General features: G+C 61.0%; 21 protein-coding genes. 15 read left to right on the top strand and 6 right to left on the bottom strand.

Going from position 1 to position 23,387, the window contains the following annotated elements:
• Positions 1–16: 16 nt before the first annotated feature.
• The 3 genes from VFP86_20525 to VFP86_20515 all read right to left on the bottom strand — a co-directional run bounded on the left by VFP86_20525 (position 17) and on the right by VFP86_20515 (position 3,426).
• Positions 17–1,582 carry an ABC transporter substrate-binding protein gene (locus tag VFP86_20525; protein ID HET9002035.1) on the bottom strand — a complete coding sequence of 522 codons (1,566 nt, stop codon included), beginning with the start codon at positions 1,580–1,582 and terminating at the stop codon, positions 17–19.
• A 61-nt stretch (positions 1,583–1,643) separates the two neighbouring features.
• Complete coding sequence (locus VFP86_20520; protein HET9002034.1) at positions 1,644–2,543, bottom strand: ABC transporter permease; 900 nt, start codon at positions 2,541–2,543, stop codon at positions 1,644–1,646.
• Positions 2,509–3,426, bottom strand: coding sequence for an ABC transporter permease (locus tag VFP86_20515; GenBank protein HET9002033.1), 918 nt, complete (start codon positions 3,424–3,426; stop codon positions 2,509–2,511). Before VFP86_20515 ends, VFP86_20520 begins: the two co-directional genes overlap by 35 nt.
• Here VFP86_20515 and VFP86_20510 point away from each other — a divergent pair.
• The gene (locus VFP86_20510; GenBank protein HET9002032.1) at positions 3,418–3,756 is read left to right on the top strand and encodes a hypothetical protein; all 339 of its coding nucleotides are present in this window, start codon (positions 3,418–3,420) and stop codon (positions 3,754–3,756) included. The genes VFP86_20515 and VFP86_20510 overlap by 9 nt on opposite strands.
• Positions 3,757–4,551: 795 nt before the next feature.
• Here VFP86_20510 and VFP86_20505 read toward each other — a convergent pair.
• Positions 4,552–5,751 (bottom strand): CoA transferase, encoded by a 1,200-nt coding sequence (locus VFP86_20505; protein ID HET9002031.1) that lies wholly within the window; start codon positions 5,749–5,751, stop codon positions 4,552–4,554.
• A gap of 10 nt (positions 5,752–5,761) precedes the next feature.
• Positions 5,762–7,510: an FAD-dependent oxidoreductase gene (locus tag VFP86_20500; GenBank protein ID HET9002030.1), complete on the bottom strand. Its 1,749-nt coding sequence runs from the start codon at positions 7,508–7,510 to the stop codon at positions 5,762–5,764.
• Positions 7,511–7,700: 190 nt separating this feature from the next.
• Between VFP86_20500 and VFP86_20495 the strand changes: the two genes are divergently transcribed.
• The 14 genes from VFP86_20495 (at position 7,701) to VFP86_20430 (ending at position 21,982) form a co-directional block, all read left to right on the top strand.
• Entirely contained in the window at positions 7,701–8,426 is a 726-nt protein-coding gene (locus tag VFP86_20495) for a GntR family transcriptional regulator (protein HET9002029.1), read from the top strand.
• 147 nt (positions 8,427–8,573) lie between these two features.
• Positions 8,574–9,734 carry an amidohydrolase family protein gene (locus tag VFP86_20490; GenBank protein HET9002028.1) on the top strand — a complete coding sequence of 387 codons (1,161 nt, stop codon included), beginning with the start codon at positions 8,574–8,576 and terminating at the stop codon, positions 9,732–9,734.
• On the top strand, positions 9,727–10,092 hold the full coding sequence (locus tag VFP86_20485) for a Rieske (2Fe-2S) protein (protein ID HET9002027.1): 366 nt from the start codon (positions 9,727–9,729) through the stop codon (positions 10,090–10,092). Before VFP86_20490 ends, VFP86_20485 begins: the two co-directional genes overlap by 8 nt.
• Positions 10,089–11,174 (top strand): amidohydrolase family protein, encoded by a 1,086-nt coding sequence (locus tag VFP86_20480; protein HET9002026.1) that lies wholly within the window; start codon positions 10,089–10,091, stop codon positions 11,172–11,174. The genes VFP86_20485 and VFP86_20480 overlap by 4 nt, the downstream gene beginning before the upstream one ends.
• The gene (locus VFP86_20475) at positions 11,171–11,590 is read left to right on the top strand and encodes a nuclear transport factor 2 family protein (GenBank protein ID HET9002025.1); all 420 of its coding nucleotides are present in this window, start codon (positions 11,171–11,173) and stop codon (positions 11,588–11,590) included. Before VFP86_20480 ends, VFP86_20475 begins: the two co-directional genes overlap by 4 nt.
• A gap of 121 nt (positions 11,591–11,711) precedes the next feature.
• Positions 11,712–12,323 (top strand): hypothetical protein, encoded by a 612-nt coding sequence (locus VFP86_20470; GenBank protein ID HET9002024.1) that lies wholly within the window; start codon positions 11,712–11,714, stop codon positions 12,321–12,323.
• Between the two features lie 13 nt (positions 12,324–12,336).
• Positions 12,337–14,073 (top strand): peptide ABC transporter substrate-binding protein, encoded by a 1,737-nt coding sequence (locus VFP86_20465; GenBank protein ID HET9002023.1) that lies wholly within the window; start codon positions 12,337–12,339, stop codon positions 14,071–14,073.
• 75 nt (positions 14,074–14,148) lie between these two features.
• On the top strand, positions 14,149–15,105 hold the full coding sequence (locus VFP86_20460; protein ID HET9002022.1) for an ABC transporter permease: 957 nt from the start codon (positions 14,149–14,151) through the stop codon (positions 15,103–15,105).
• 13 nt (positions 15,106–15,118) lie between these two features.
• The gene (locus VFP86_20455) at positions 15,119–16,060 is read left to right on the top strand and encodes an ABC transporter permease (GenBank protein HET9002021.1); all 942 of its coding nucleotides are present in this window, start codon (positions 15,119–15,121) and stop codon (positions 16,058–16,060) included.
• A 104-nt stretch (positions 16,061–16,164) separates the two neighbouring features.
• Positions 16,165–17,196: a hypothetical protein gene (locus VFP86_20450; protein ID HET9002020.1), complete on the top strand. Its 1,032-nt coding sequence runs from the start codon at positions 16,165–16,167 to the stop codon at positions 17,194–17,196.
• On the top strand, positions 17,193–17,936 hold the full coding sequence (locus tag VFP86_20445) for an alpha/beta fold hydrolase (GenBank protein ID HET9002019.1): 744 nt from the start codon (positions 17,193–17,195) through the stop codon (positions 17,934–17,936). Before VFP86_20450 ends, VFP86_20445 begins: the two co-directional genes overlap by 4 nt.
• Positions 17,937–17,958: 22 nt before the next feature.
• Positions 17,959–18,786 carry an SDR family oxidoreductase gene (locus VFP86_20440; protein ID HET9002018.1) on the top strand — a complete coding sequence of 276 codons (828 nt, stop codon included), beginning with the start codon at positions 17,959–17,961 and terminating at the stop codon, positions 18,784–18,786.
• Between the two features lie 50 nt (positions 18,787–18,836).
• The gene (locus tag VFP86_20435) at positions 18,837–19,820 is read left to right on the top strand and encodes an NAD(P)-dependent oxidoreductase (protein ID HET9002017.1); all 984 of its coding nucleotides are present in this window, start codon (positions 18,837–18,839) and stop codon (positions 19,818–19,820) included.
• A complete protein-coding gene (locus VFP86_20430; GenBank protein HET9002016.1) occupies positions 19,817–21,982 on the top strand; it encodes a prolyl oligopeptidase family serine peptidase in 2,166 nt (721 codons plus the stop codon). The genes VFP86_20435 and VFP86_20430 overlap by 4 nt, the downstream gene beginning before the upstream one ends.
• 811 nt (positions 21,983–22,793) lie before the next feature.
• On the opposite strand, the gene VFP86_20425 is transcribed toward VFP86_20430, so the two are convergent.
• The coding region (locus VFP86_20425) for an MlrC C-terminal domain-containing protein (protein HET9002015.1) at positions 22,794–23,387 on the bottom strand (594 nt) is incomplete at its 5' end.

Raw genomic sequence — 23,387 nt, 5'->3', positions numbered from 1 at the left:
ACCCCGCCGTCGCGCCTCAGCGCCCGACCACTGCGAGATCGGTCAGCCACATGCGGTAGTCGTGAGGAGCCTTCCAACGCAACCGCCGGTTGACCCCGTAAATCGCGTTCCCAGCGAAGAGGAAGACCGCGGGTGGGTCCTCCATGATGCGCTCCTGGATTTGTCCGAACAACTTCTTCCGTACGTCGGGCCGCAGCTCGCGCCGTTCTGCGTCGAGCAGGGTGTCGACCTCAGGGTTGCTGTAGGTAGAACTCGCGACTCCCGATCGGAGAATCAAGAACATGGGCGTATCGGCGTCAAGTTTGTCTCCCGTTGACCAGGTACGGATGTACAGGTCATGAGGCTTGTTGCTCCACAGCATGTCCACGTACGTCGCCCATTCCTGGTACTTGAGCTTCGCGCGAACGCCGACCTTGTTGAGATCGGCGGTAATCGCCTCTACGATTTCCTTCCCCTCCGACCATCGAGTGGGGCTCGCGTTGAACGTCACGTCAAACCCACCGGCAAATCCTGCCTCCGTGAGCAGCTGCTTCGCTTTGTCGGGATCATATGGATATGGCTTGAGTGCCGCGTAGCCCCACGTGAATGGGCCCACCAGCGTAGGGGTCCGCACAGCCTGACCCTGCATGACGTTCTTGATGATGCTGTCCACGTTGACGGCGTAGTTGAGGGCTTGCCGGACCTTCTTATTGGCCAGCGGTCCCCCGAACCGCATGTCGGCCCCGATAAAGAACAGTCCGCTGGACCCCTCCGCCGATGTCACGTATATGCGAGGGTCGCGCTCGAGCGTCGTAAGCAGCGCAACTGGAAGCTCATTAATGATATCCACGGCGCCCGATTGAAGCGCGGCCACGCGGGTAGCAGCGTCGGGGATCGGTTTGAAGACCAATCGACGAATCTGCTTGGGCGCCCCTCTCCAATAATCTGGATTGGCATCCAGGACGACCTGCTCGCCTTTTCGCCACTCGACGAATCGATATGGGCCAGTCCCAACCGGGTGCTGCGCAAAGTTTGCGTCGCCCTTGTCCTGTATGTAAGTCATCGGGACGACGAAATCGAGGTCGCCCGCGAGCCGCGCGGGCCAGATCGGGTCGGGCGCCTTGTTGACGAAGTTGACGGTGTACTTATCGACGACTTCCACGCGATCGAGCGTCCCGAACAAGCTCGCCGCCGGCGACTTCGTATCGGGATTGATCAGCCGCTCGAAGCTAAACTTGACGATGGCCGCGGTGAGCTCCTCGCCGTCATGGAACTTGATGCCTTTCCGCAACTTGATTTGCCAGCGCTTGGGACCGAACTCTCGCCACGACTCCGCAAGCCACGGCTGCAGCGCCTTGTCCGGATCGGTCGAGTAGGGATCCTTTCTGATCAGGGGTTCGAAGACATTCACCAGAACGTTATCAGTGAACGCCACCGCATGTTTTTGAGGATCCATCGTGATCGCATCTGCCGGCTGCGCAATGGTCACCGTGGCCCCGGCCTGCGCCGTCGTGGTCGGCGGGACCAACCCCGCCCACAGTGCGGTCACCGCCGCCACCATCGCAGCCGCCGCCGACCGAGCGACCGTTCCTGATCTTGTCATACCGTTCCCCTCCCTCACGTGCTCGTTTCGTGGCCAGTGTGGCACCACACCGCCAGTCCATTCACAGTATGTTCCGCAAGCGCGGATCAAACACATCTCTCGCCCAATCACCGATGACGTTAATCGAGAGCACGGTCAGCATAAGCACGAGCCCGGGAAACGTGGTGATCCACCAGGCCGTCCTCAAGTAGAGGTAGCCGTCGGCCAACATCCCCCCCCACGTGGGCGTTGGGGGCTGGACCCCGAGGCCGAGGTAGCTCAAGGCTGACTCAGCGATGACGAACGTCGCGAGTGCGAACGTGCCCAAGACAAGAACGGTACCCATAATATTGGGGAGGATATAGCGACGCATCACGCGGAAGTGGGAGCAGCCAACCGCTCTGGCCGCCTCAAGAAACTCCTGCTCGCGAAGTGCGAGTGCCGCTCCGCGAACCACCCTCGCGTACGTGGTCCACCCGGTCAACCCGAGAACCAGGATGATGTTCCGCAAACCGGCTCCCAGGACCGAGACGATCGCCACGGCCGCAAGGATGAATGGAAACGACAACTGAACCTCCGTCACCCGCATGATAAGGTCATCAACGTGACCACGGAAATACCCCGCGATCACACCAAGGCCCACGCCGAGCACCCCGGATACGACGACGGCCATGACTCCGACGGCGAGTGAGACCCGGGCGCCAAAGATGATACGGCTCAAAACATCGCGGCCGAGCGCATCGGTACCCAAGACGTGATCCCAGCTTCCACCCGCCAACCATGCCGGCGGTCTCAGCCGGGTCGCCAAGTCTTGATCCAAAGCGCTGTGCGGCGCAAACGCATTTGGCAGGATCGCGAGAAGAACAATCAGCCCTAAGACACCTTCGGCAGCCAGCACGCCCGGCCGGGCCTGCCGCCGGTGTTTTACGACTGCGGTCGTGGCCCGATCAACCATAACGAACCCGGGGATCGAGTACCCCATATAGCAGATCTACCAGGAGGTTGGCAATGACGAAGATCAGCGCTACGAGGAAGGCGTCGGCCTGGACCACGGGGTAATCGCGGTTGTTCACCGCTTGGATCACCAAGCTCCCGACCCCAGGCCACGCGAACACAGACTCCACGATGATCGCCCCTCCCAACAGGAACCCAAGCTCGAGACCGAGGAGAGTCACCACCGGGATGAGGGCGTTTCGCAGTGCGTGCTTTCGCAGGATCATTACCGGGCGGAGGCCCTTCGATTCGGCAGTGCGAATAAACTCTCTCCCCAAGATCTCGAGCATCTCGGACCGGACGACTCGGGCAAGCCTGGCTGTGGAATACGCGGCAAGGGTCACCGCGGGCAGGATCACGCTCAATGGATTCCCTCGCCCGGCGGCGGGTAACCAGCCGAGTCTGACTGCAAACAGCAGGATAAGCATGATCCCGAGCCAGTAACTTGGCAACGACTGCCCCGTCATCGCCGCGATCATAGAGCCAGTATCCCACCAGGAGTTCCGCCGTGTGGCGGCTAGCACCCCTACCGGAATTCCAACGCCAACGATAATGACGAGCGTCGCGAGGGCCAGTTCAGCGGTATTCGGTAACCGATTGAGCACCAGGGGGAGCGCCGGTTGATCATACCGGAGAGAGGCGCCAAAATCGCCACGGAGCGCACCGGACAGGAACCGAGCATATTGCTCCCAGAGCGGCCGATCGAATCCAAATGCATGGCGGAGACGCGCGATCTCTTCTTGCGTGGAGTTCTCGGGAATGTAGAGCAGCGTGGGGTCACCCGTTAAACGAACAAGAAAGAAGACCGCCGTCAACGCCCACAACAAGACGATCAGTGCTTGCCAGCTCCGGCGCACAGCGAGATGGGCCATCAGCTGCTCACCGCGATCCTACCCTCCCGCGTGCACCTTTTGCTCTGTCAGCGCGAACCGGCTCCCCGCCGCGCCCCCCGAAACCATGACGGGCAAATCGTCCAACCATGGTATCCGATTGATCCCAATCCCGCGATGGCGCAACTCCTGTTCGGCACGCTCCAGCCTCTCGACCTGGAGAACGATTGCAAAGATCCCGTCACCGACTCGAGAGACGTGGTCGGCGAGATCACTTTCCGCCTGATCCGGTGCCGCGACGATTACCTGCTGCCCAGTTTCCCCAAGGGAGATCCGGGCCGCGCGCACCCCGCCAGCATCAGACACGCGTGAGGCCTCCAGCCCCAATTGCCTCCGGTACAACTCGACCGTGTCGTCGAGATCCCGCACCCCGAGAACAATCCCATCAATCCGGAGTGCGCCTATGGGATGATTGCCCGGGGTTTTATCGGGCCACGTGCGGGGACGCCCCAGCACCGGAAGGCGAGAATCGAGATATACGGGCTCCGTCCCCGGCATCATAGCAGCTTCCCATTGTCTGGCAATGCCATCGAGCCCCCGACTGTATCCAGTTTGCCGATGTTCGCACAATCCGCCTCGAGCCCGACACCGCGCGATGACCTCTTCGTACTGTTCCGGCTTGAACACAAAGACCGCGGGACCGTTTCCCCGCTGTGCGTGGCGCTCTACAAATAGCCGCCCATACCGACTGGAGCGAAGATCTTCGGGCTGCGCCTCCGTCAATAGTTCAATGAATCCCAGCCCAAAGGCAGTTGCGGCGTTTCGCGTTCCGAATCCAGGATGATCAGCGTGCGATGTAATCTGAAGGCCCAGGTGCTCGTACGCGCGTTCTGCTGCTGCAAGGTTGTCGACAAAGACGATCACGTGGTCGAGCCTAAAATCTGCCGCCGACTCGTTGCTCACAATCGCACGATCATGCCTGGAGATAGATGAGATGGATGGATCAGCAATCTACCCTTCACCTCCGCGATAGGGAACTGGTTCACGAACGGGAGGTCCCATCCCCTGCCGCTATAGAAACTTCGATAGAAGCACGGCAAAATGGGAGGGGACAACTTAGACCCCTACGTGGCGAGACTAGTAAATATAGGATCACGGCCGCCGCCCTCAGATGACCCCATCGGCGCGGAGATGCTCAAGATCCTCTTCTCCCAACCCAAGCCATTCTCGATAGATTTCGCCGTTGTGGTGCCCCAGTCGGGGCCCTGAGGCGCGAACGCCTCCCGGTGTGTCGGAAAACTTGGGGATGATCCCTACCATCCTGATGTCTCCGAGTTCCGGGTCAGGTGCGGCGATGACATTGTCTCGCGCCGCGTAGTGCGGATCGCGGAGGATACGCGGAATGTCGTACACTGGACCGGCTACGGCGCCGCTTTCCTCCAGCTGTGCGAGGATCTCGTCCTGCGTTCGCGCCGCCATCCACTGGGCCAGGATCGCATCAAGTGGTTCCCGGTGCTCGACGCGGGCCGCATTATCTCTGAAGCGAGGATCCGCAACAAGCTCCGGCCGTCCGATTGCTCGGGCCAAGCGCTCGAAGACTCGTTGGCTGGTGGCGGAGAGCGCGACCCAACCGCCGTCGCGGGCCCGGTAGAGGTCGCGAGGCGCGGCGTGCGGGAACTGGTTGCCGGTGCGCTGTGCTTGAATTCCGAGAGCGGCGTACTGGGTCACATACGGGATGAGGAGCCGAAACAGGGGCTCGTAGAGACTGACGTCGATGACCTGGCCGCGGGCGGAGCGCCCGCGATGATGAATGGCCATGAGCACGGCCATCGCGCCGACAAGCCCGGAGACCTGGTCGGCCAGGGGGATTGGCGGTACGAGCGGAGATGACTCCGGAAACCCGCTGATCGCCACAAGCCCGCTCATTGCCTCCGCAACGGTCCCGAACCCCGGCCGGTGACTGTACGGGCCGGTCTGGCCGAACCCGGAGATGCGGAGGATCACGAGCCTCGGGTTGATCTCCATGAGACGATCGGGGCCGAGCTCCCATTTCTCCAGGGTGCCAGGTCGGAAGTTCTCCACCAAAACGTCGGCGCGCCGGGCGAGATCGGCAAGGAGCCGTTGTCCCTTCGGGAGGCTGAGGTTCAGCGTGACCGACTTCTTGTTTCGGGACATGACCTTCCACCAGACCGACTGTCCCGCCATAAATGGTCCCCAGGACCGGAGCGGATCGCCTTGGCGAGGGTGTTCGATCTTCAGCACTTCCGCACCGAAGTCGGCAAGCATGGAGGTCGCAGTACCTCCCGAGACAATCGTCGAGAGATCGAGCACCGTGAGGCCCGCGAGAGGTCCAGCAGAGAGGGGCATCGACATGTTCCTACACTTGCATCTCCTCGAGTCGCACCAGTTCCGGCGGCATCTGGGGAACCGGTCGCGTTGTCACCTGCATCTGTCCCTCCTCACGTTTGACGACCACGTTCTTGCGTCCCCACTCCGCGTCCTGGTCGGGGTAGTCCAATCTCCAGTGCGCGCCGCGACTCTCTGTGCGCGCGATGCCCGAGCGCAAGATCGCCTCACACAGCGTGAGCATGAATCGCACATCGCGGCATTGGTGCCAGCCGGGGTTGTATAACATCGATCCCCCGGCATAGAGCCGCTCCGTTCGTTCCTGGAGTGCGAGGATCTTTTCGAGGCCGCGGGCGAGCGTCGAGCCAGTGCGCGCGATCCCGGCGTCCTCGCCCATGACGTCCTGCAGTTGCTCATGGAGTTCATACGGGTTCTCGCCGCGGTCCCTCTCGAATGGCGCCTGGAGCACCCTGCGCTCCTCCGCCGCCTGGCGATCATCCACCGCGGGTACGATCCTAAGGCTCTCTGCATACTGGGCGGCATGCTCGCCCGTCCGCTTCCCGAACACGAGGAGATCGGCCAGGGAATTGCCACCCATCCGATTCGCGCCGTGCACGCCCGCTGCGACCTCGCCGGCGGCATAGAGACCGGGCACAGTCGTCGCGCCGGTGCCCGCCTCCACCCACACGCCCCCCATGACGTAATGGACGGTCGGCGCGACCTCCATCGGGATCTTCGTGATGTCGATGTCCGCCAGCTTCAGAAACTGCTCGTACATGCTCGGTAGCTTCTTCTTGATAAACTCGGCGTCGCGGTGACTGATATCCAGGTAGGCGCCGCCGTGTGGCGTGCCCCGCCCGGCCTGTACTTCCTGATAAATAGACCGCGCGACGACGTCGCGGCTCGAAAGCTCCATCTTCTTCGGGTCGTACCGCTCCATGAAGCGCTCTCCACGGGCGTTCAGAAGGATACCCCCCTCGCCCCGGACCGCCTCTGTGACAAGGATGCCGCGGACGCCTGGCGGCCAAACCATGCCCGTCGGATGGAACTGCACCATCTCCATGTCCACCAGTTCCGCCCCGGCGTCGTACGCCATCGCGCAACCGTCCCCCGTGCACTCCCAGGAATTACTGGTAACCTTGAAAACCTTTCCCCACCCTCCCGTGGCAAGAATAACGGCCTTGGCCTTGAACACGACATACCGCCCGTCCGCGCGCCGGTACCCGAAGGCGCCGGCGATCTGTTCGCCGTCGGTAAGCAGACGGGTAAGCGTGACCTCCATATGCACGTCGACCCCGCTGTGGACGGCCTTGTCTTGCAGCGTACGAATGATTTCGAGGCCGGTTCGGTCGCCGACGTGGCAGAGCCTCCGGTACGTGTGGGCCCCGAGCCAGCGCTGCAAGATTCGTCCGTCCCGAGTCCGGTCGAACACCCCGCCCCATCGTTCGAGCTCATAGATGCGATCCGGGGCTTCGCGGGCCAGAAGCGCGACCATCCTGCAATCGTTAATCCCCTGGCCCGCACGCATCGTGTCCGCAAAGTGGACTTGCCATGTGTCCGCGGGATCCACAGTGCCGAGCGCGGCGGCGATGCCGCCTTCAGCCATCACGGTGTGCGCTTTGCCGAGCAGGGACTTGCAGATGACGCCGACCGTTACGCCGCCCTCGGCGGCCGCAATCGCGGCGCGCAGGCCTGCGCCCCCCGCGCCGATGACCACAACGTCGTAGTCATGAAGCTCGTACCATTCAGTCACGTGGAGATGCACCTCAGCAATCCCCACCCGCGAACGACTCGCCTGCTGCGGAACGAGAAGACGTACGCTGATGGTTGAAGCTCAACCGCATGCGCTGTATGATAGAGACGGTTATTTGGATCCCCGGATCCAAACATCCTCTTTTTCGCCACGACAAGGTAACGGGACGAGCCAAGACAAACCTGTTCCGGACCATCGTTGACGCCAAGGAGGCCGAATGGCCGACAATACCCGAACGATAACGCTGCCACCGCTACGGTCGGACGCCCTGACCTCCATTAACGACCTGGTGACCCGCACCATCCGAGAAGCAATCCTGGGCGGCAAGTTCCGTCCGGGTGAACGGTTACAACAGGACAGGCTTGCCACCGAACTCCAGGTGAGCCGTCAGCCTGTGCGGGAAGCGCTTCGACGCCTTCAGGCTGAAGGACTGGTCGTCCAATTGCCCCAGCGCTGGATGGCTGTCCAGACGTTTAGTGCTGAGGCGGCTGAAGAGAATTATCGTCTGCGTTCACTCTTGGAGTCTGAAGCCGCTCGTTCTGCTGCGCGGCTTATCCGGCCGGCGCAGATCGACAAGTTGGAGGACCTGACCAGAGCCATGCGGGCCATCTCAACCGGCAAAGACAACCTGTCCAAAGTCACCGATTTAAACGAACGGTTTCACCGTGTCGTGTGGGAGTCCTCGCACATGCCGACGCTCTTGCGGTTTCTTGAACAGTTGTGGGTCGGCCGAACCGTGTTTACGCCGCTGTTTATCCCGGGACGAGCCCGCCGGTCTGTGGCGGAGCACGAGGCGATCGTCAAAGCCCTGAAGCAGCATGATGCCAAAGCAGCCGGTCAGACGATGCACACTCATATTGCGCGCGCCGCCAAAGAATACTTTGCCGGCCGGCCGAACGGAGGCCGAGAGACGGGTCTTCTGAAGGTCGCCGCGCGTCAATAGCCCACCTTCGTCAAGATAGGGCCCCGCGACCGACGCCGGTAGCACGGAATGAAGGACCCGCCGCAGCAGGAGTTTGGATCCGTGGATCCAATAGTTTCTATCGATTGCGCCTGTTCCATATGAGTCAGGTGCAAGAGGCGAGCCCAAATGACCTACGTGGCTGAGCAGTCGCAAAAGAAAGATATGGCAGCGGGCCGTCAACTTGAGGTCAAAATAGTTGATTGTGACGTTCACCCGAGCTCGACGATCGAGGGGTTGGTGGACTACGTCCCCGAGCCCTGGCGAAGCAGGTACTTCCGTCGGTACCCCGCGGAGGTCGAAAGCGGCGGGGCACGCATCTACATGCCGTCTACAGCGACACGGGTGGACGCGCTCCCGGCTCACGGCGGCCCAGAAGGATCGGATCCGGCTCTGATGGATAAGCAGCTTATCCAGGAACTCGGCGTAGACTACGCGATCCTTATCCCGCTTTTCCCCCGCCTGAAAATTAGTGATCCGGCATTTGAGACGGCGATGTGCGCGACTTGTAACAACTGGCAGGCCGACACATGGCTTTCAAAATTCAATTGGCACGGACGTTATCGGGGCTCAATCCGGGTCTGCCCGTTTGATCCTGAGGGGGCTATCCGGGAAATCGAGAAGTGGGCCGGCCATCCCTTTATGGTTCAGGTCTCCATGTTTCCCGAATCGCCCGCGCCGTACGGTCAGCCACAGTTTCATCCGATCCTCGAGACGGCGGCCCGCCACGGACTTCCGATCGCACTCCACATCATCAAGCAGCCCGGGATGCGCGCCCTCACGCCTGTCGGGTTTCCGTCGTATTGGATTGAAACGTTCGCCCAACATCCCCTTCTGTACATGGGCCACCTGAACAGCTTTGTCTTCGACGGGGCATTCCAAAAGTTTCCTGAGTTGCGGGTTGTGTGCGTCGAAGGCGGCTTCAGCTGGCTGCCCCCGTTCCTCTGGCGGCTCGACCAGTACTGGAACGCGCTCGGGCCAGAAGTCCCCGATGTGAAACGCCGGCCTTCCGAGTACATCCGGGAACATGTCCGGTTGACCACGCAGCCCCTCGAAGAGGGGTTTCACCTTAAGTCCATGCAGCGGATGATGACGTGGATGGACGCCGAACGTCTGCTATTGCTCGCCACCGATTATCCTCACTATGACATGGACGTTCCGGAATGGACGGCCGCCCGGCTCCCGCAGGCGATGCGGAACTCTATTCTGCGAGACAACGCCATCGAGCTCTACCGCCTTCCGCGCACGCGGGCCCGCGACAGCTTGGATGGGTCGCCCCTGAATGGCTGACGCATCAAGCCGAGCGGTGTGCCGCGTTGAGGAATTGCCTCCGGGCACGGTCAAGATTGTGCCGTTAGGCAAATTCGGGATCGGGGTGTTCAACGTCGACGGTCAGTACTACGGACTGCTCAACTATTGTCCCCACCGGGGCGGGCCGCTCTGCCTGGGACGCGTCACGGGGCTGGTCGAAGCCGGGACCGCGCCGTACGAAATCACGTGGTCTCGAGCGGGACAGTTTGTCCGCTGTCCGTGGCATGGGATCGAGTTCGAGATCGCCACGGGCCGCTCCATCGCCCTTCCGGCGATGGCCGTGCGGTCGTATCCCGTGAAGGTCAAAGACGGATTCGTGGTGATCGAAGGCGCATGAGCCCGCAGACGCAGGTCCGTCTCGACGTCGTGGATGCGGCGGTCCATCCGATCGTACGCCGCAGCGACGAGCTGCGGGAGTACATGGAAGAGCCCTGGCGGAGCCGGGTGTTCCCGCCGCCGCACCGGTATCTGTACCCCGCGCCGACCGGGATTCCGCCGTACGGCGAGTACCGCGAGGATTCGCGGTCCGGCGGCGGGCTGCCAGGCTCGGACCCGGACCTTCTCGCCGCCCATTTGGCGGCCTGCGGCGCCGACGCCGCCATCCTGCTGCCGCTGACGCGCGGTCTTCTCCCGGATACGGAGATGAACACGGTCATCTGCGCGGCGACCAACGACTGGCTCGCCGCGACCTGGCTGGGAGAGTGGAACGCCGGGGGCCGCTACTTCGGTTCCATACGGGTGAATCCCGAAGATGCCGGCGGCGCGGTCCGCGAGATCGAGCGCTGGGCGCAGCACCCGCGGATGATCCAAATCGCGATCCCGCTGGAGTCCCATCAGCCGTACGGTCAGCGGCAGTACTTCAAGGTCTGGGAGGCCGCCGCGCGCCATCGGTTGCCGGTGGCCATTCACACCGATGGGGGGGCCGGCGTCGATTTCAAACCAACCGCGATTGGCTATCCCCTTCACTACATCGAATACAGCGTGATGTATCCTCTCAATTTCATCTATCATCTGGCCAGTCTTATCGCGGAAGGCGTTTTTGGGCGCCTGCCGGACGTCAAGTTTGTCTTCGCCGACGGCGGACACGATCTGCTCATGCCGCTCATGTGGCGAATGGATATGGACTGGCTGTACTCGCGGTCCGAAACACCCTGGGTCACCCAGATGCCGAGCAAGTACCTGCGAACGCACGTCCGGTTTTGCACGTCGCGATTTGAAATCCCCGGGGATCCGGCCACAGTCGCGGAATGGACTGACATGACAGATGCCACCGAGCTCTTGCTGTTCGCGACCAACTATCCGCACTGGTCGACCATGAGTCCCTCCGACCTGTTGCACGGGCCTACCAGCGATGCGGGCCGGCGCGTCTTGGGTGGGAACGCCAACGCCTGGTATAACCTGGACCGCGCGAGCACATGACGGTCGCCGGCGATGATTACGCGGCGATCCTCGCCCTGTACGCGCGCGTCTACGCGGCCGCGGATGACGGCCAGCCCGAGGCGTTTGGCGCCTGTTACACAGCGGGCGGGACGCTAACGATCGCGGGAAAAGTTGCGTGCCGCGGCCGTTCGGCGGTGATTGAGCGCAATCGCACAAACGTTGCCGCGCGGGCGCGGACCGGCGTCCTCCGGCGGCACTGGTGCAGCCAGATTCTGCTCGAGGGTATTGCGGATGGATCGGTGAGGGGGCGGTGCTACTTTCAGGCCTACGACATCACGCCCGGCGCGCCGCCGGTTCTCACCCACGTCGGTCGTTGCGATGACGTTATGGCCCGGGAGGACAGTGAATGGCGGTTTGCATCACGATCGGTCAGCTTCGATTTCGCCCTGCGATGATCGTGCGGCGGTCCCCTCCAGAGCCGTGCCCGAATAAGCACCGGCCATGACCCGCTCCCAGGGATCTTCTGAATCATCCACCCGGGTGGTACGGTTTGGCCTGGCGCCCCGGCGACCTGGATTGACCACGGCCGAATTCGTCGAGCTGTGGGCTGAACACGGTGCCCGCTCGCGTCGCGCCGGCCGTCCCGGACGCCTGTCTTACGTCCAGAATTTTCCGGTGCTTGAGGCCGGTCGTCACCTGCTGCCCTATCCGGGGTTTGACGTCTGCGCGGAGGCCACGTATGAAAGCATCGCAGCCGTGGAGGCGGCTTTCGCTCCTGGTGCTCCTGTAGGCTTGCACGCCGATCGCTATAGTCTGCTCGACGAGGCAGCTTTTAACTCGGTTACCGCGCACAGGGACGTGTTGGTCACCGGGCAAATCGGCGGCGACTCCGTGAAGCTGATGACTTTCTACCGTAGCCATCCGGTGCACGGAGCCGGAGCGCTCGTCGAGCGGCTTAAGGGCGCGCACGCACAAATCGTGGATGAGATTTCGCCCATGCGCCACGAGCTTCTGCTTGTGAACTCGCCAGAGCCCAGGCAGTGCGACGCTGTCGAAATCATCTGGTTTGGCAGTCCCTCGGAAGCTCTCGACTATACGCGGTCTGACGCAGCGTACAAAGCGACCGTTGTACTGGGCGGCCGTTGCTTCGGCACCGAAAGGCTCATTGCACGACCCGTATCCGGATAAGAGGAGAACGCTCATGAGTTCAGACGAAACCTATCCGATGTTCGAACAGTTCCTGCAGGTCTGGTCCCGCCGCCGCTTCTTCAAGGCCGTCGCGGCATCAGCCGTGTGGGCGGCCTTCCGCGCCGGAGACGTCGAGTGCTTGGCGGCACAGCCTAACAGCCCCCGGCTATCCGCGCAGGCACCCGCGGGCCCACCCCGGAAAGGCGGTCAACTGGTTGAAGGTGGGTTCGCTGATGTCACAACCCTCAACTCGCTGAATACGCTGGACAACGTCAGTACCTGGATCATTATTTTGCTTGGCGATGGGCTGCTGGATATCACCTCGGCCGGCGAACTCATTCCAGCGCTTGCCTCCGAGGTCCCCAAGCCGTCCGCCGATCAGTTGACGTATACGTTCAAGCTACGAAGTGGCATCGAGTGGAGCGACGGCCACCCACTTACCGCTGAAGATGTGGCGTTCTCCTATCGTCTGATGTTTGTACCCGAAACCAAGGACTTTATCTCGCTGTTCCGGCCGGCCCTGGAGCAGTTCCTTTCAAGTGTCGATGCTCCGGACCCAGCGACCATCGTGTTCAGGTTGAAGAAACCGTGGGCGCCATTCCTGGCAGAATACGGACGAATTCGAATCCAGCCAAAGCACATGATCGGCGCCGTAAGCCCAAAAGCGCTCAACACACACCCGTTTTGGAGCGCGCCGACGGTCAGCTCGGGTCCCTTCAAGTTCGTGAAATGGGATAAGGGCCAGCAAGTTGTGCTTGCTCGAAATGACCGCTACTGGCGCGGGCCGGCGTTGTTGGACGGCTATGTGATGAAGCTGGTCCCGAACGCGGTGGTCCTGGCGGAGCAGTTGAGAACGGGCGAGGTGGACGTCGCGCAGCCAGATGCGACCGCATGGGTCAGCCTGGCGAGCGCAAAGAATATCGTTCGTAAGAGTTTTTTGCTGCCCGGCGCCACATGGTATGTGTACAACCTCGATCCGACCAAACCGAGCTACAAGCTCTTCGGGGATAAGAATGTCCGGAAAGCGCTTCAATACTCCTTAGACCGTGTCCGTATCGCGAGAACCATCTACTTCGAGCAGGCGGTTACGGGCGACTGCGAGCTCCCATCGGTCAGTTGGGCCTATAACTCACATCTCCACAACACGTACCCTTTCAACAAGAATCGGGCTGAGGAGCTATTGGATGCGGCGGGCTGGGTCCGAGGCGCGGACGGTGTGCGTGCCAAGGGAGGGACGAAGCTGGCATTTGAGATCCTGACAAACGCCGGGAACAAGGTACGCGAGAGCATTCTGGTAGCCATGCAGGGCATGTGGAAGGATGTCGGCGTTGACGCGACGCCAAGACCGATACAGAATTCTCAGCTCGTGGCACAACTAACCTCCATCAGAACGTTCGATGTGATGCTCAGGGTCGCGTTGGCCAACTCTCCAGACCCGGACGAGCTGCTCGGAGGCTTCTTCACGACCTCGGGCACGGTTACAGGAGGGCTCAACGGGATGCACTACAGCAATCCGGAGGTCGATAAATTGATCGATCAGGCGGCTGCCACCACGAGCCCGTCGGTGCGCAAGGAGATCTACGCACGAGTGCAAGACTTGCTGAGCGACGATTTGCCGGCGGCGCCATTAGTCTACCAGAAGGGCGTTTGGGGGATTAACAAACGCGTGGTCGGCTGGAACGTCGGGCCTTACAACACGACGAACAATCGGCCGTGGATTAAGGACGTTTGGCTGGCGGGTACGAAGTGACCCGGGCGACGCAGGCACGCGAGATCGTTTCCGGCATCCGACTGCAGGTTCGATGACACGATGCTAGGCCGATATATGCTGCGCAGGATCGCAGTCTCGTTACCAACATTCATCGCGGCGACCACGATAACATTCCTCATCATGCATGTTGCCGCGGGTAGTTACATACCCGGCCTCGATTTGAATCCGAACCTGACCGGGGCGCAGGTCGAGCAACTCAAATCGTACCTGGGGTTGGACCGACCGCTCTATGTGCAGTATGGGACGTGGCTGTTTGGCCTTGCCCATGGTGACTTTGGGCGATCGATGACCGACGGTATCCCGGTGCTTACCTTGATTCAGAGCCGGCTCCCGGCCACGCTGCTGTTGACGCTAACTGCCACCGCTGTCTCTTTGTGTGTCGCAGTACCCACCGGCATCGCGGCGGCGGTCCGGCGAGGTAGGCCCCTCGACCATCTCCTCACTTCTCTGTCGGTGACGGGCTATGCAATCCCCGCGTTTTGGCTGGGGCTCCTCCTGATCCTCGTGTTCGCGGTTAAACCGCACGATCTGGGTTTGCCCGCGCTTCCGTCGGGCGGTATTGCAAAAGCCGGACAGGGTGGCGGTGATATCCCGGATCGGATCGTGCACTTGATCTTGCCCGCCCTGGCAGTCGCGTTCGGGTACATCGCGATTTGGTCTCGGTTCGTTAGGTCGAGCGTGCTTGAAGTGCTCGGACACGACTACATTCGGACCGCCCGCGCGAAGGGCATGGCAGAAACTCGTGTGCTCTATATTCATGTGCTTCGCAATGCGATGATCCCATTGATTACCCTGGTCGGTCTCGAAGCACCGGCGTTATTCAGCGGGTCTCTCATCATAGAAGTCGTTTTCAGTTGGGGAGGCATGGGCCAGCTCCTGTATCAGCGCGCGGTGCAGACAGACTACACGGCGGTTCTCGGACTGACGACCTTCATGGCTCTCTTGGCCATCGGCGGCAACCTGCTCGCGGACATTCTGTACGCCTCGGCCGATCCTCGACTGCGGTACTAGAGGAAGAACAGGATTGGACACCACGGTGGGTGAGCGCGACATTCGAGGGGCTAACCAATATGGGCCGGAGACCACACGCGGTTACTGGCGGATGACACTCGAGCACCTAGCCCGCGATCCGATTGGGATGATCGCAGGCGTGGTAATTCTGTGGTGTATCGGGATCGCCTTGACGGCGCCGCTCATCGGTAGTCACATCCTCCGCTTTGATCCCGTCAAACAGAATCTCGACAACACCTTCGCGGCGCCTGGCGGCCGCCACATCCTGGGTACGGACGAGCTGGGGCGAGACACCTTTATACGGTTACTCTACGGCGCTCAGGTCTCCGTCGGCGTCGGACTCCTTAGTGTCCTCATTGCGGGTATCGTCGGTACCGGTGTAGGCGTGATCGGGGGATTCTACGGTGGCATCGTGGACGATGCATTGATGCGCGTGGTCGATCTTCTCAAGGGGCTGCCCGCAATATACGTGTTCATCTTTATGTCGATTCTCTTCAGACCAAATGTACTTACACTCTCGCTCATCATTGCGTTTGTCGGTTGGGCAAACGTGGCACGGTTAGTACGGGGGGAAGCGCTGATCGTACGCCACAGCGAATTTGTCGCGGCAGCTGTTTCGCTAGGGGCCACTCGATTCAGGATGATATTTAAGCATGTCCTTCCGCACGTTCTGCCAACTCTACTCGTGGCTACGGGTCTCGGATTCGGGCAGGCGATTTTGATTGAAGCCGCGCTTGATTTTCTCGGATTGGGCATCGCTCCCCCGACGCCCAGTTGGGGCAACATGCTTCAGAATGCCCAAAGCTATTTTGCGTACTCGTGGACACTAGTCTTGGCCCCCGGTGTCTTGATTTTCGTCACTGTGCTCGCCGCAGCGATTCTAGGGAATGCGCTCCGGGATGCGTTTGATCCCAAGCTACTTACCGTAGGCTCAGAAAGGCGCTGGTCAAACTGAGAGTGAGCAGGAGATCGGAGAGGCCTCAGGAGTCGTAAATATGTCGGACGGCGAGGAGATATCACATGCTAACCGGGTCGCTAGCGTACTTGAGGAGACCGATCGTGGCAAATGTGGAGTCCGGAATGAATGTCTTGGTGCTCACCGACACAGCTCACGATGAACGAGTCTGGCAGGCGGTAATGAGTATAGTGGCCGATTGCGGGGCCGAGCCGACCATTGCGCTCTTCGATCCACGGCCCGCTGACTACTACAATCCTCCCAAAACAGTTTGCAAGGCGATGCTCGAGTCGGACGTGAATGTGCTTCTAGCCACGACGGGCATGTTGCATTGTGAGGCCGCATCAGAGGCGATGGCAAAGGGTGTACCGAGCCTTTGCATGGACGGCGGCATGACCCTTGAAATGTTCCAAACCGGTGCAGTCACAGCGGACTATTCGGAAATCGCACGCTTGAAGTTCCGGGTGGCCTCCTTGGTGTTCGGCGGTGCTGCCAAGAGCGTTCGCGTCACGTCCGGGTTTGGGACCGATCTGACGTACAGCGTTGAGGACCGCGTATACGTCCCACCAGAACCCCGTGGCAATCGCGATCCGCTTCGCGCATATCGAAGAGCGGAGGAAGGCCGTAAAACAAGCTTGTTCGCATGCGTCTATCCGACCGGCGAATTCAACATCCCGCCGGTCGAGGGGAGCGCAAATGGCGTCGCGGTGATCGATCTGACGATGCACCGGTTTGGGCGGCTTGCGTCTCCCATCGAACTAGAGGTTCGGGATGGACGCATTACTCGAATCACAGGTGGCGCAGAGGCCAGTGAGTTGGAGACGTACCTCGCCCGGTATGGTGATGACAACGCCTACTGTTTTCCCACGGAGGCGTCGATCGGACTCAATCCCGTCGCCCGCGTCACCGGGAATCAACGCGAGGACAAGAACATCTTCGGCTCTATCCATTTTGGGCTAGGCACCAACATCGACGTCGGAGGAACTCTCCGAAGCAAGATTCATATGGACGGAATCGTGCTCAAACCAACAGTCTATGTCGACGGGAAGGAGCGGATCCGAGATGGTAAGTTTCTCGTTGATCTAGGCCTTCGGCAACCACCGGCTCCGGCCGCCGCGACCGAGGCGCGCCGATGACACTGCTGTTGCTTCACCCACTCGGTCTGGACAGCGAATGTTGGCAGTTCATTGAGCTTCAAGCCACGAAGCCCGATCTTCCCGGCCACGGTCATAACCCCCTTCGTGGAGACGAGCTCACGATCGAGCGTGTCGCGGACGAGGTGCTCGAAAGGGTCGACGGCGCCGCCGACGTCGTCGGTGTTTCAATGGGCGGCACCCTGGCCGTGCGCATGGCGTTGCGGGACCCGAAGCGCATACGGTCACTGATGGTCGCGTGTACGAGTGTGCTCGACAGTCCCGAGCGAAGTCAAAGACTCCGCGAGCGGGCAACAAGTGTCGACCGTGCGGGAATGGCCGGCGTCCTGAATTCGACACTCGAGCGCTGGTTTACGCCCGCGGCCCTTGCCAATCCCGAGCATCCCGGTGTGACGTACGCTCGGCGTCGCTTGCTCAGCGATGACGCACGGGCATTTGCCATGTGGTGGAGAGCGATGGCGGCTCATGCCGTGCGAGAAGAGATTGGCATGATTCGTTGTCCGGTCACGATGCTTGCAGGGCGGCACGACGCGGCGGCGCCGATGGGACATGTCTTAGAGGTGTTTGACGCTCTCCATGCCCCTCGCCGAATGGAGGTCCTGGCTGGGCCCCATATGTTACCCCTCGAAAACCCCTCATTGTTTGCCGACGCGGTCAGGCTGCACCTGCACTGGGTGGAATCAATCGCTGGCTCTCAACCCCAAAGACCGGGAACACAATGACGCCTGCAGTCGTGCGCATCCAATGAACCCGGACGGCCCTCAGAACCCACCCACCGCTCAAGCCAGGTTGTTTGGCAAGGTGGCACTCATCTCGGGGGCAGGCTCCAGCGGTCCCGGAATAAGTATCGGACGAGCCATATCAATTTTGTATGCTCGTTCCGGGGCGCGGGTGGCGCTCGTCGATCTGAAGCCTGACGAAGCCGAGTTGACCAAAAAAATGATTGTCGACGAAGGGCGGAATCCGGGTGAGCTGCTGGTTGTGCAGGCAGACGTGACGGTTGATGCGGATTGCCGAGATGCGGTACGCCGGGTCCTCGAAACGTGGGGCCGAATCGATGTTCTTGTCAACAGCGTGGGTGTGGCCGGCCCAATCGGGTCCGCAACCGACGTGGTCCTAGACGAATGGGATCGCACGATGGCCATCAATGTCAAGTCCGTTCTGCTCATGGCGCGGCACGCGATCCCGGAGATGGTTCGCATTGGAGGCGGTGCCGTCATCAATCTTTCATCAATAATGGGATTGCGAGGCGGAACGCCGATGTTGGCGTACGGAACAGCGAAGGGCGCCATCATCAACATGACCCGAGCGATGGCATTCCAACATGGACCCGACGGCATTCGAGTCAATTGTATTGTACCGGGGCATGTGTACACTCCGATGGCAGTAGCCCAGGGCCTCGATGATGCGAAAAGAGAAGCGCGTCGTCTCCGGTCATTGCTTCAAACCGAAGGAACACCGTGGGATGTCGGGTATGCCGCGGTCTTTCTCGGAAGCGACGAGGCGCGCTGGATCACTGGAATCATGCTGCCTGTCGATGGTGGATACCTAGCCGCGGAGCCCCGGCGGTGACGACTGTCAGGCATGACCCGGATGCGGCGAATCGGCCGCGCGTACTGCTTATGCATCCAATCCTTGAAGCGGGCTTACGAGTCCTGGCCGAGGCGTGCGAAATCGTCTCCTACCCCCACGACCTGCCACTGAAGCAGGAGTCGATAAGGACCCTCGCCGCGGGGTGCAGGGGAATCGTGAGTCAGACGATGGACCCCATAGGCTCTGTCGTGCTTTCACTGCCCGGCTTGCAGATCGTGACGAACGTGGGCGCCCACTACGCAAATATCGATGTCGAGGCGGCCACCCGGCACCACGTGATGGTTTCCAACACGCCGGACGATTCCACTCACGCGGTCGCGGACTTCGTTTTCGGCCTGATGATCGCGGCTGCCCGCCGGATACTGGAAGCCGATCGGTTCGTCAGGAGCGGTCACTTCCAGGGTTGGCGGCTGGATGGCTTCCTCGGAGAGGACATATATAGATCTACGCTCGGGCTCATTGGGCTCGGTAATGTTGGACGGGCCATCGCGGAACGGGCGGGGGGCTTCCGCATGCGTATTCTGTGCCATGATCCGCAGTGCGACGGCATCGCGGATGGCACAGGCGGAGAGACCGCAATAACGATGGTAGCGCTCGATGAACTTCTCGCGGACTCCGACTTTGTATGCGTGCTTGCCACGCCGCGCGCTGAGACCGCACATTTGATCTCCACCTCTCAACTGCGTCGAATGAAGCCCACCGCGATCTTGGTGAACACATCGACCGGCGGCGTCGACGAAGGCGCACTGGTCGACGCGTTGCGCGCCCGACACATCGCCGCCGCAGCGATTGACGTTTACGAGGGCGAACCAAGGGTTCATCCCGGACTCATGGAGTTATCAAATGTCGTCCTAGGCGCGCACTGCCACAGCGCCTCCAGGCGGCTCCGTGCTCAACGGTCATTGGTCGCGGCGCAGGACGTTATTGCCGGCATGTCGGGCAAGCGACCGCAGAATCTCGTCAATCCCGACGCATTCAGGTGCCTGCGGCAGCCAGGAGAGGAGAGCGAATGAACGGCCGAAATCTGCGATATACGGCGGCCCGCCGCGAAGTCGTGCGCCGGACTGTCGGCGGCATAACGTATGAAGACCCCTACGACTGGCTCGAGGACGATACACCCGAGGCACTTGCATGGAGCACGGCGGAAGACGCACTGGCGCGTCGATACTTAGAGGACTGGCCTCACTACCAAGAGATCCGCAAGCAACAGGACTCGACAGGCTTTCTTTACCACTCGCTGAGCTGGAGCGGCCCCGTGCCGTCCGGCAACCGATGGGTATCGGTTGTCCCCCGTCGAAAAGCGTACCCGCAGTTGAGGATTTCGGACACCCCGTTTGGCCCAGGCCAGTTGATCTACGATCCGGACCAACTGGGAAAGGACGAACCCAAGGCTCTGCGCGGATTTGTGCCTTCGCCCGACGGATCTCTGGTGGCGATATACCTCATCAACGAATTTGGGCCGGAGACCCGATCGGCCACGGTGGAGAACAAACCCCAGGCCCTCCGCTTCATCGACGTTGAGAGGAAGCATCTCCTAGTTGATCGCCTGAATGCCCATCTCGTGTCGCCGACGAATCAGCGGCGCGATGTCTGGCTTCCTGACTCAAGAACCTTCTATTACATTGGCTACGGCCCCGCCGGAACACAGAGCGGACCCGGGATCTTTTGTCACCGCATCGGTGACCCGCCCCCGAGTGCCGCTGACCTCGCTGCCCGTGCCGGCGCACTTCAGATCTCTGACGACGGGCGATACATCGCAGCACTGCTGGGGAGTTTGACGATAGGCCAGCCACTTCCGAGCGCACGCTACATCAAGGATCTGCGTTCCGGCGGTTGGCGCCCGTTCTTGAAAGACGTTGCGGGAAGATGCCAGGGGGTCTTTGTCGACGATTCCTACGTCGCAATTACTACCGAGGGCGCACCGAAAGGGCGTGTGGTGCGCATTCCATTAACCACAGCGTCCGATCATTCCACCTGGACCGAGATGATCCCGCCAGGAAATCGCGTGATCGGCTTCCTCTCCCGGGTGCAAGACCGGCTCGTCATTGGGTTCCTCGACGACTTTGGCTACGAGCTGGTTCTCTTTCGCGTCGATGGTACACCCGACGGAACGGTGCCGCTGCCCCCTGGGGGCATCTCAGGGGCCAGCGGGGGAGGTTTCTATGTCAGTCACAGAGCGATCACTCCCTGCGCAGGCGGATTTTCCTTCATGCACGGCACCTTTACCTCTCTTCCCTCCTTCTATCAGTTTAACCTGACCAATCGTACGGTTGAGCGGACGCCTGCTCCCGTTGCCGATCTCGGGCCGCTGAATCGACGAGTCGTGGAATGCACGAGCACGGACGGCGCGCGAATCCCGATCCGGCTTGTCTACCGTCCTGACTTAGACTTATCCGAGCCGCATCCTGTACTCTTGTCCGGGTATGGCAATTTGAATTTTTCTTACTTCGACCCACCGGCATGGTACTTGCCGTTTCTCGACGCAGGAGGCGTCTACGCCTGGGCCACGCTCCGTGGGGATGGTGTATTTGGCACGGAGTGGTGGGAGCGAGGCCGCGGAAAGAACAAGGGGCAGAGCTCGCTAGACTTTGTCGCCGCTGCCGAATTCCTCATCAAGAAGGGAATAGCGTCAAAGGACCAACTCGCCATCGTGGGCTTTAGCGGAGGAGGGATGCTCACCGCGATAACCCTGGCACGCCGGCCGGATCTGTTCCGGGCTGTTGCCGGCATTGGCGGACTTACCGACTTTTTTCGGCTTCGCGAGCGCTTTCCGGCGGCGCTGGGCGAGTGGGGAGATGCGACCGACCCGGAGACGGCCCGTGCCATGGCGGAGTGGTCTCCTTACCAAAACCTCCGGGAGGGTGAAGCCTATCCGGCCACGTTTTTTGCATGCTTAGCGTCGGAGGTTGGGTGGTCGGGGCAATGCCGCAAGATGGTCGCCGCAATGCGCTTTGTCACGTCGTCAGATGCGCCTATCCTGTATCGATGCTACAAACTGTTTTGGCATGGGGAAACTGGCGCCATCTCTGGAGAGAACGGTCCCGATTCTGGGGAGGTGGCGATTGATTTGACCGCCTTCATCATGCGCGAATTGGGTATGGTGCCCCGGACGGGTTTCTCGAGCGGGAATGCACGACAGAGTACGACGCCCAGATCAGTCGGCGACTCTCAATAAGACTACGCAGCTTCCAAGAGTCGGCGTCCTCTCCGCGGGAAAGGAGACGAAATGTTTCGACGCGTCACCTTCATGATGAGGGACTATGATTATCTGTCATCCCGCGTGTGGTGATCTAACCGCGGAGGGTCTTGATCTGGTATTGATGCGTGACACCTCGAACGCGCTCGACCGGACGCTGGCCGATTCATCGATCGATGGTGGCGCTATCTAGGCGACGCCGGAATCGCTGAGGAATCGGTCGCAAAGTACGGTCCTGCGAACCAAAACGGAGACCGGTAGAGTCCGACTCCGGTCGGGCTATTGCGTTCGCTCCGGGGTGACCATGTCAGACTGACGCTGGCGTGCACGATTGAACCACGAGTGCACGGTCGGGACTACCTTAGCGACTCCCACCAAGATCATTGTGAGGCCGATCAACGCACCGATTACGATGCTTAGCTCCAATGAGCCGCTGCCCGCATCAGGGCTTATATGGAGGAACCTTTCGATCCAGTCCATCTGTCGCCTCCGACATATTGTTCCAGTGGAGCATACGCTTTCCTTATTGTCTTACGCACGGAGGGGCGCATCTCCTCTCCGGATCTATGAAGAGGTGCGGACGTCGATTTAGTCATCAACGTTTCGTCCCACCGCGAGGCGGTGGCGCCACGAACGGTCCTTACCAATCTCCCCCCGTTTGCCCGTAGTCGGCTTCACCAACTTCGCTTGATACGCGCTGGGCCCGAAACAGGCACACGCCACGGCCAAGGCAGATCGTAAGATGTCGACCGTCCTCAGGCGGGCCGGGGCAGGGTGATGGATCCGCTTCTCAAGCCATTCCGCCAGGCTTATAAATCGTCTCCTCGTCGAGCGGATAGATCGGCCTACGCAGTCGGCGATACGGCAGGCTCGATAGATTCGAGGTGGTGATGCCCGGTGGGTCGGCTGTGACGATATGTTTCGCGATTGCGGAGAATCCGGCCCGGAAGTGCGCGCTCGACTTCACCCCGACGATCCGGCACCGGCCCACGTCGATACCATGCAGCAGGAACGGCTCGGGGTCGAGTACCTGCGTGCGCTTGCTCGCGACGACGATATCGATACCGCCACACACAAGCCGTGCCATCTTGCCGAGGTTCATCGGAGCCCCCTGTCCCATCGGCGTGGATAGCTTGAACTGTCCATCGGTCAGACTCTTGACGTAGACCGTAAGATCCAGTGGATCACCGTGCAGGCGGTCGTGCTTGCCGCCCAGACGCACCCGCAACGTCGCGCCGACGCCCGCATTGTGTGCTGCATCGGCGGCCTCAGGGTCGTACATGGTGCCGAACGCGCTATCGGTCAGACCCGCTTCAACCATGGCACGCAGCAGATGGGTCCCGTCTCCGGGAGCCCCGCCGCCGGGATTGTCGCTCATCTCGTT

This window comes from bacterium, from assembly GCA_035703895.1.
GTDB lineage: Bacteria > Sysuimicrobiota > Sysuimicrobiia > Sysuimicrobiales > Segetimicrobiaceae > Segetimicrobium.
Note: the sequence above shows the minus strand (reverse complement) of the source record. Positions and strands in the feature narration are given on the sequence as shown.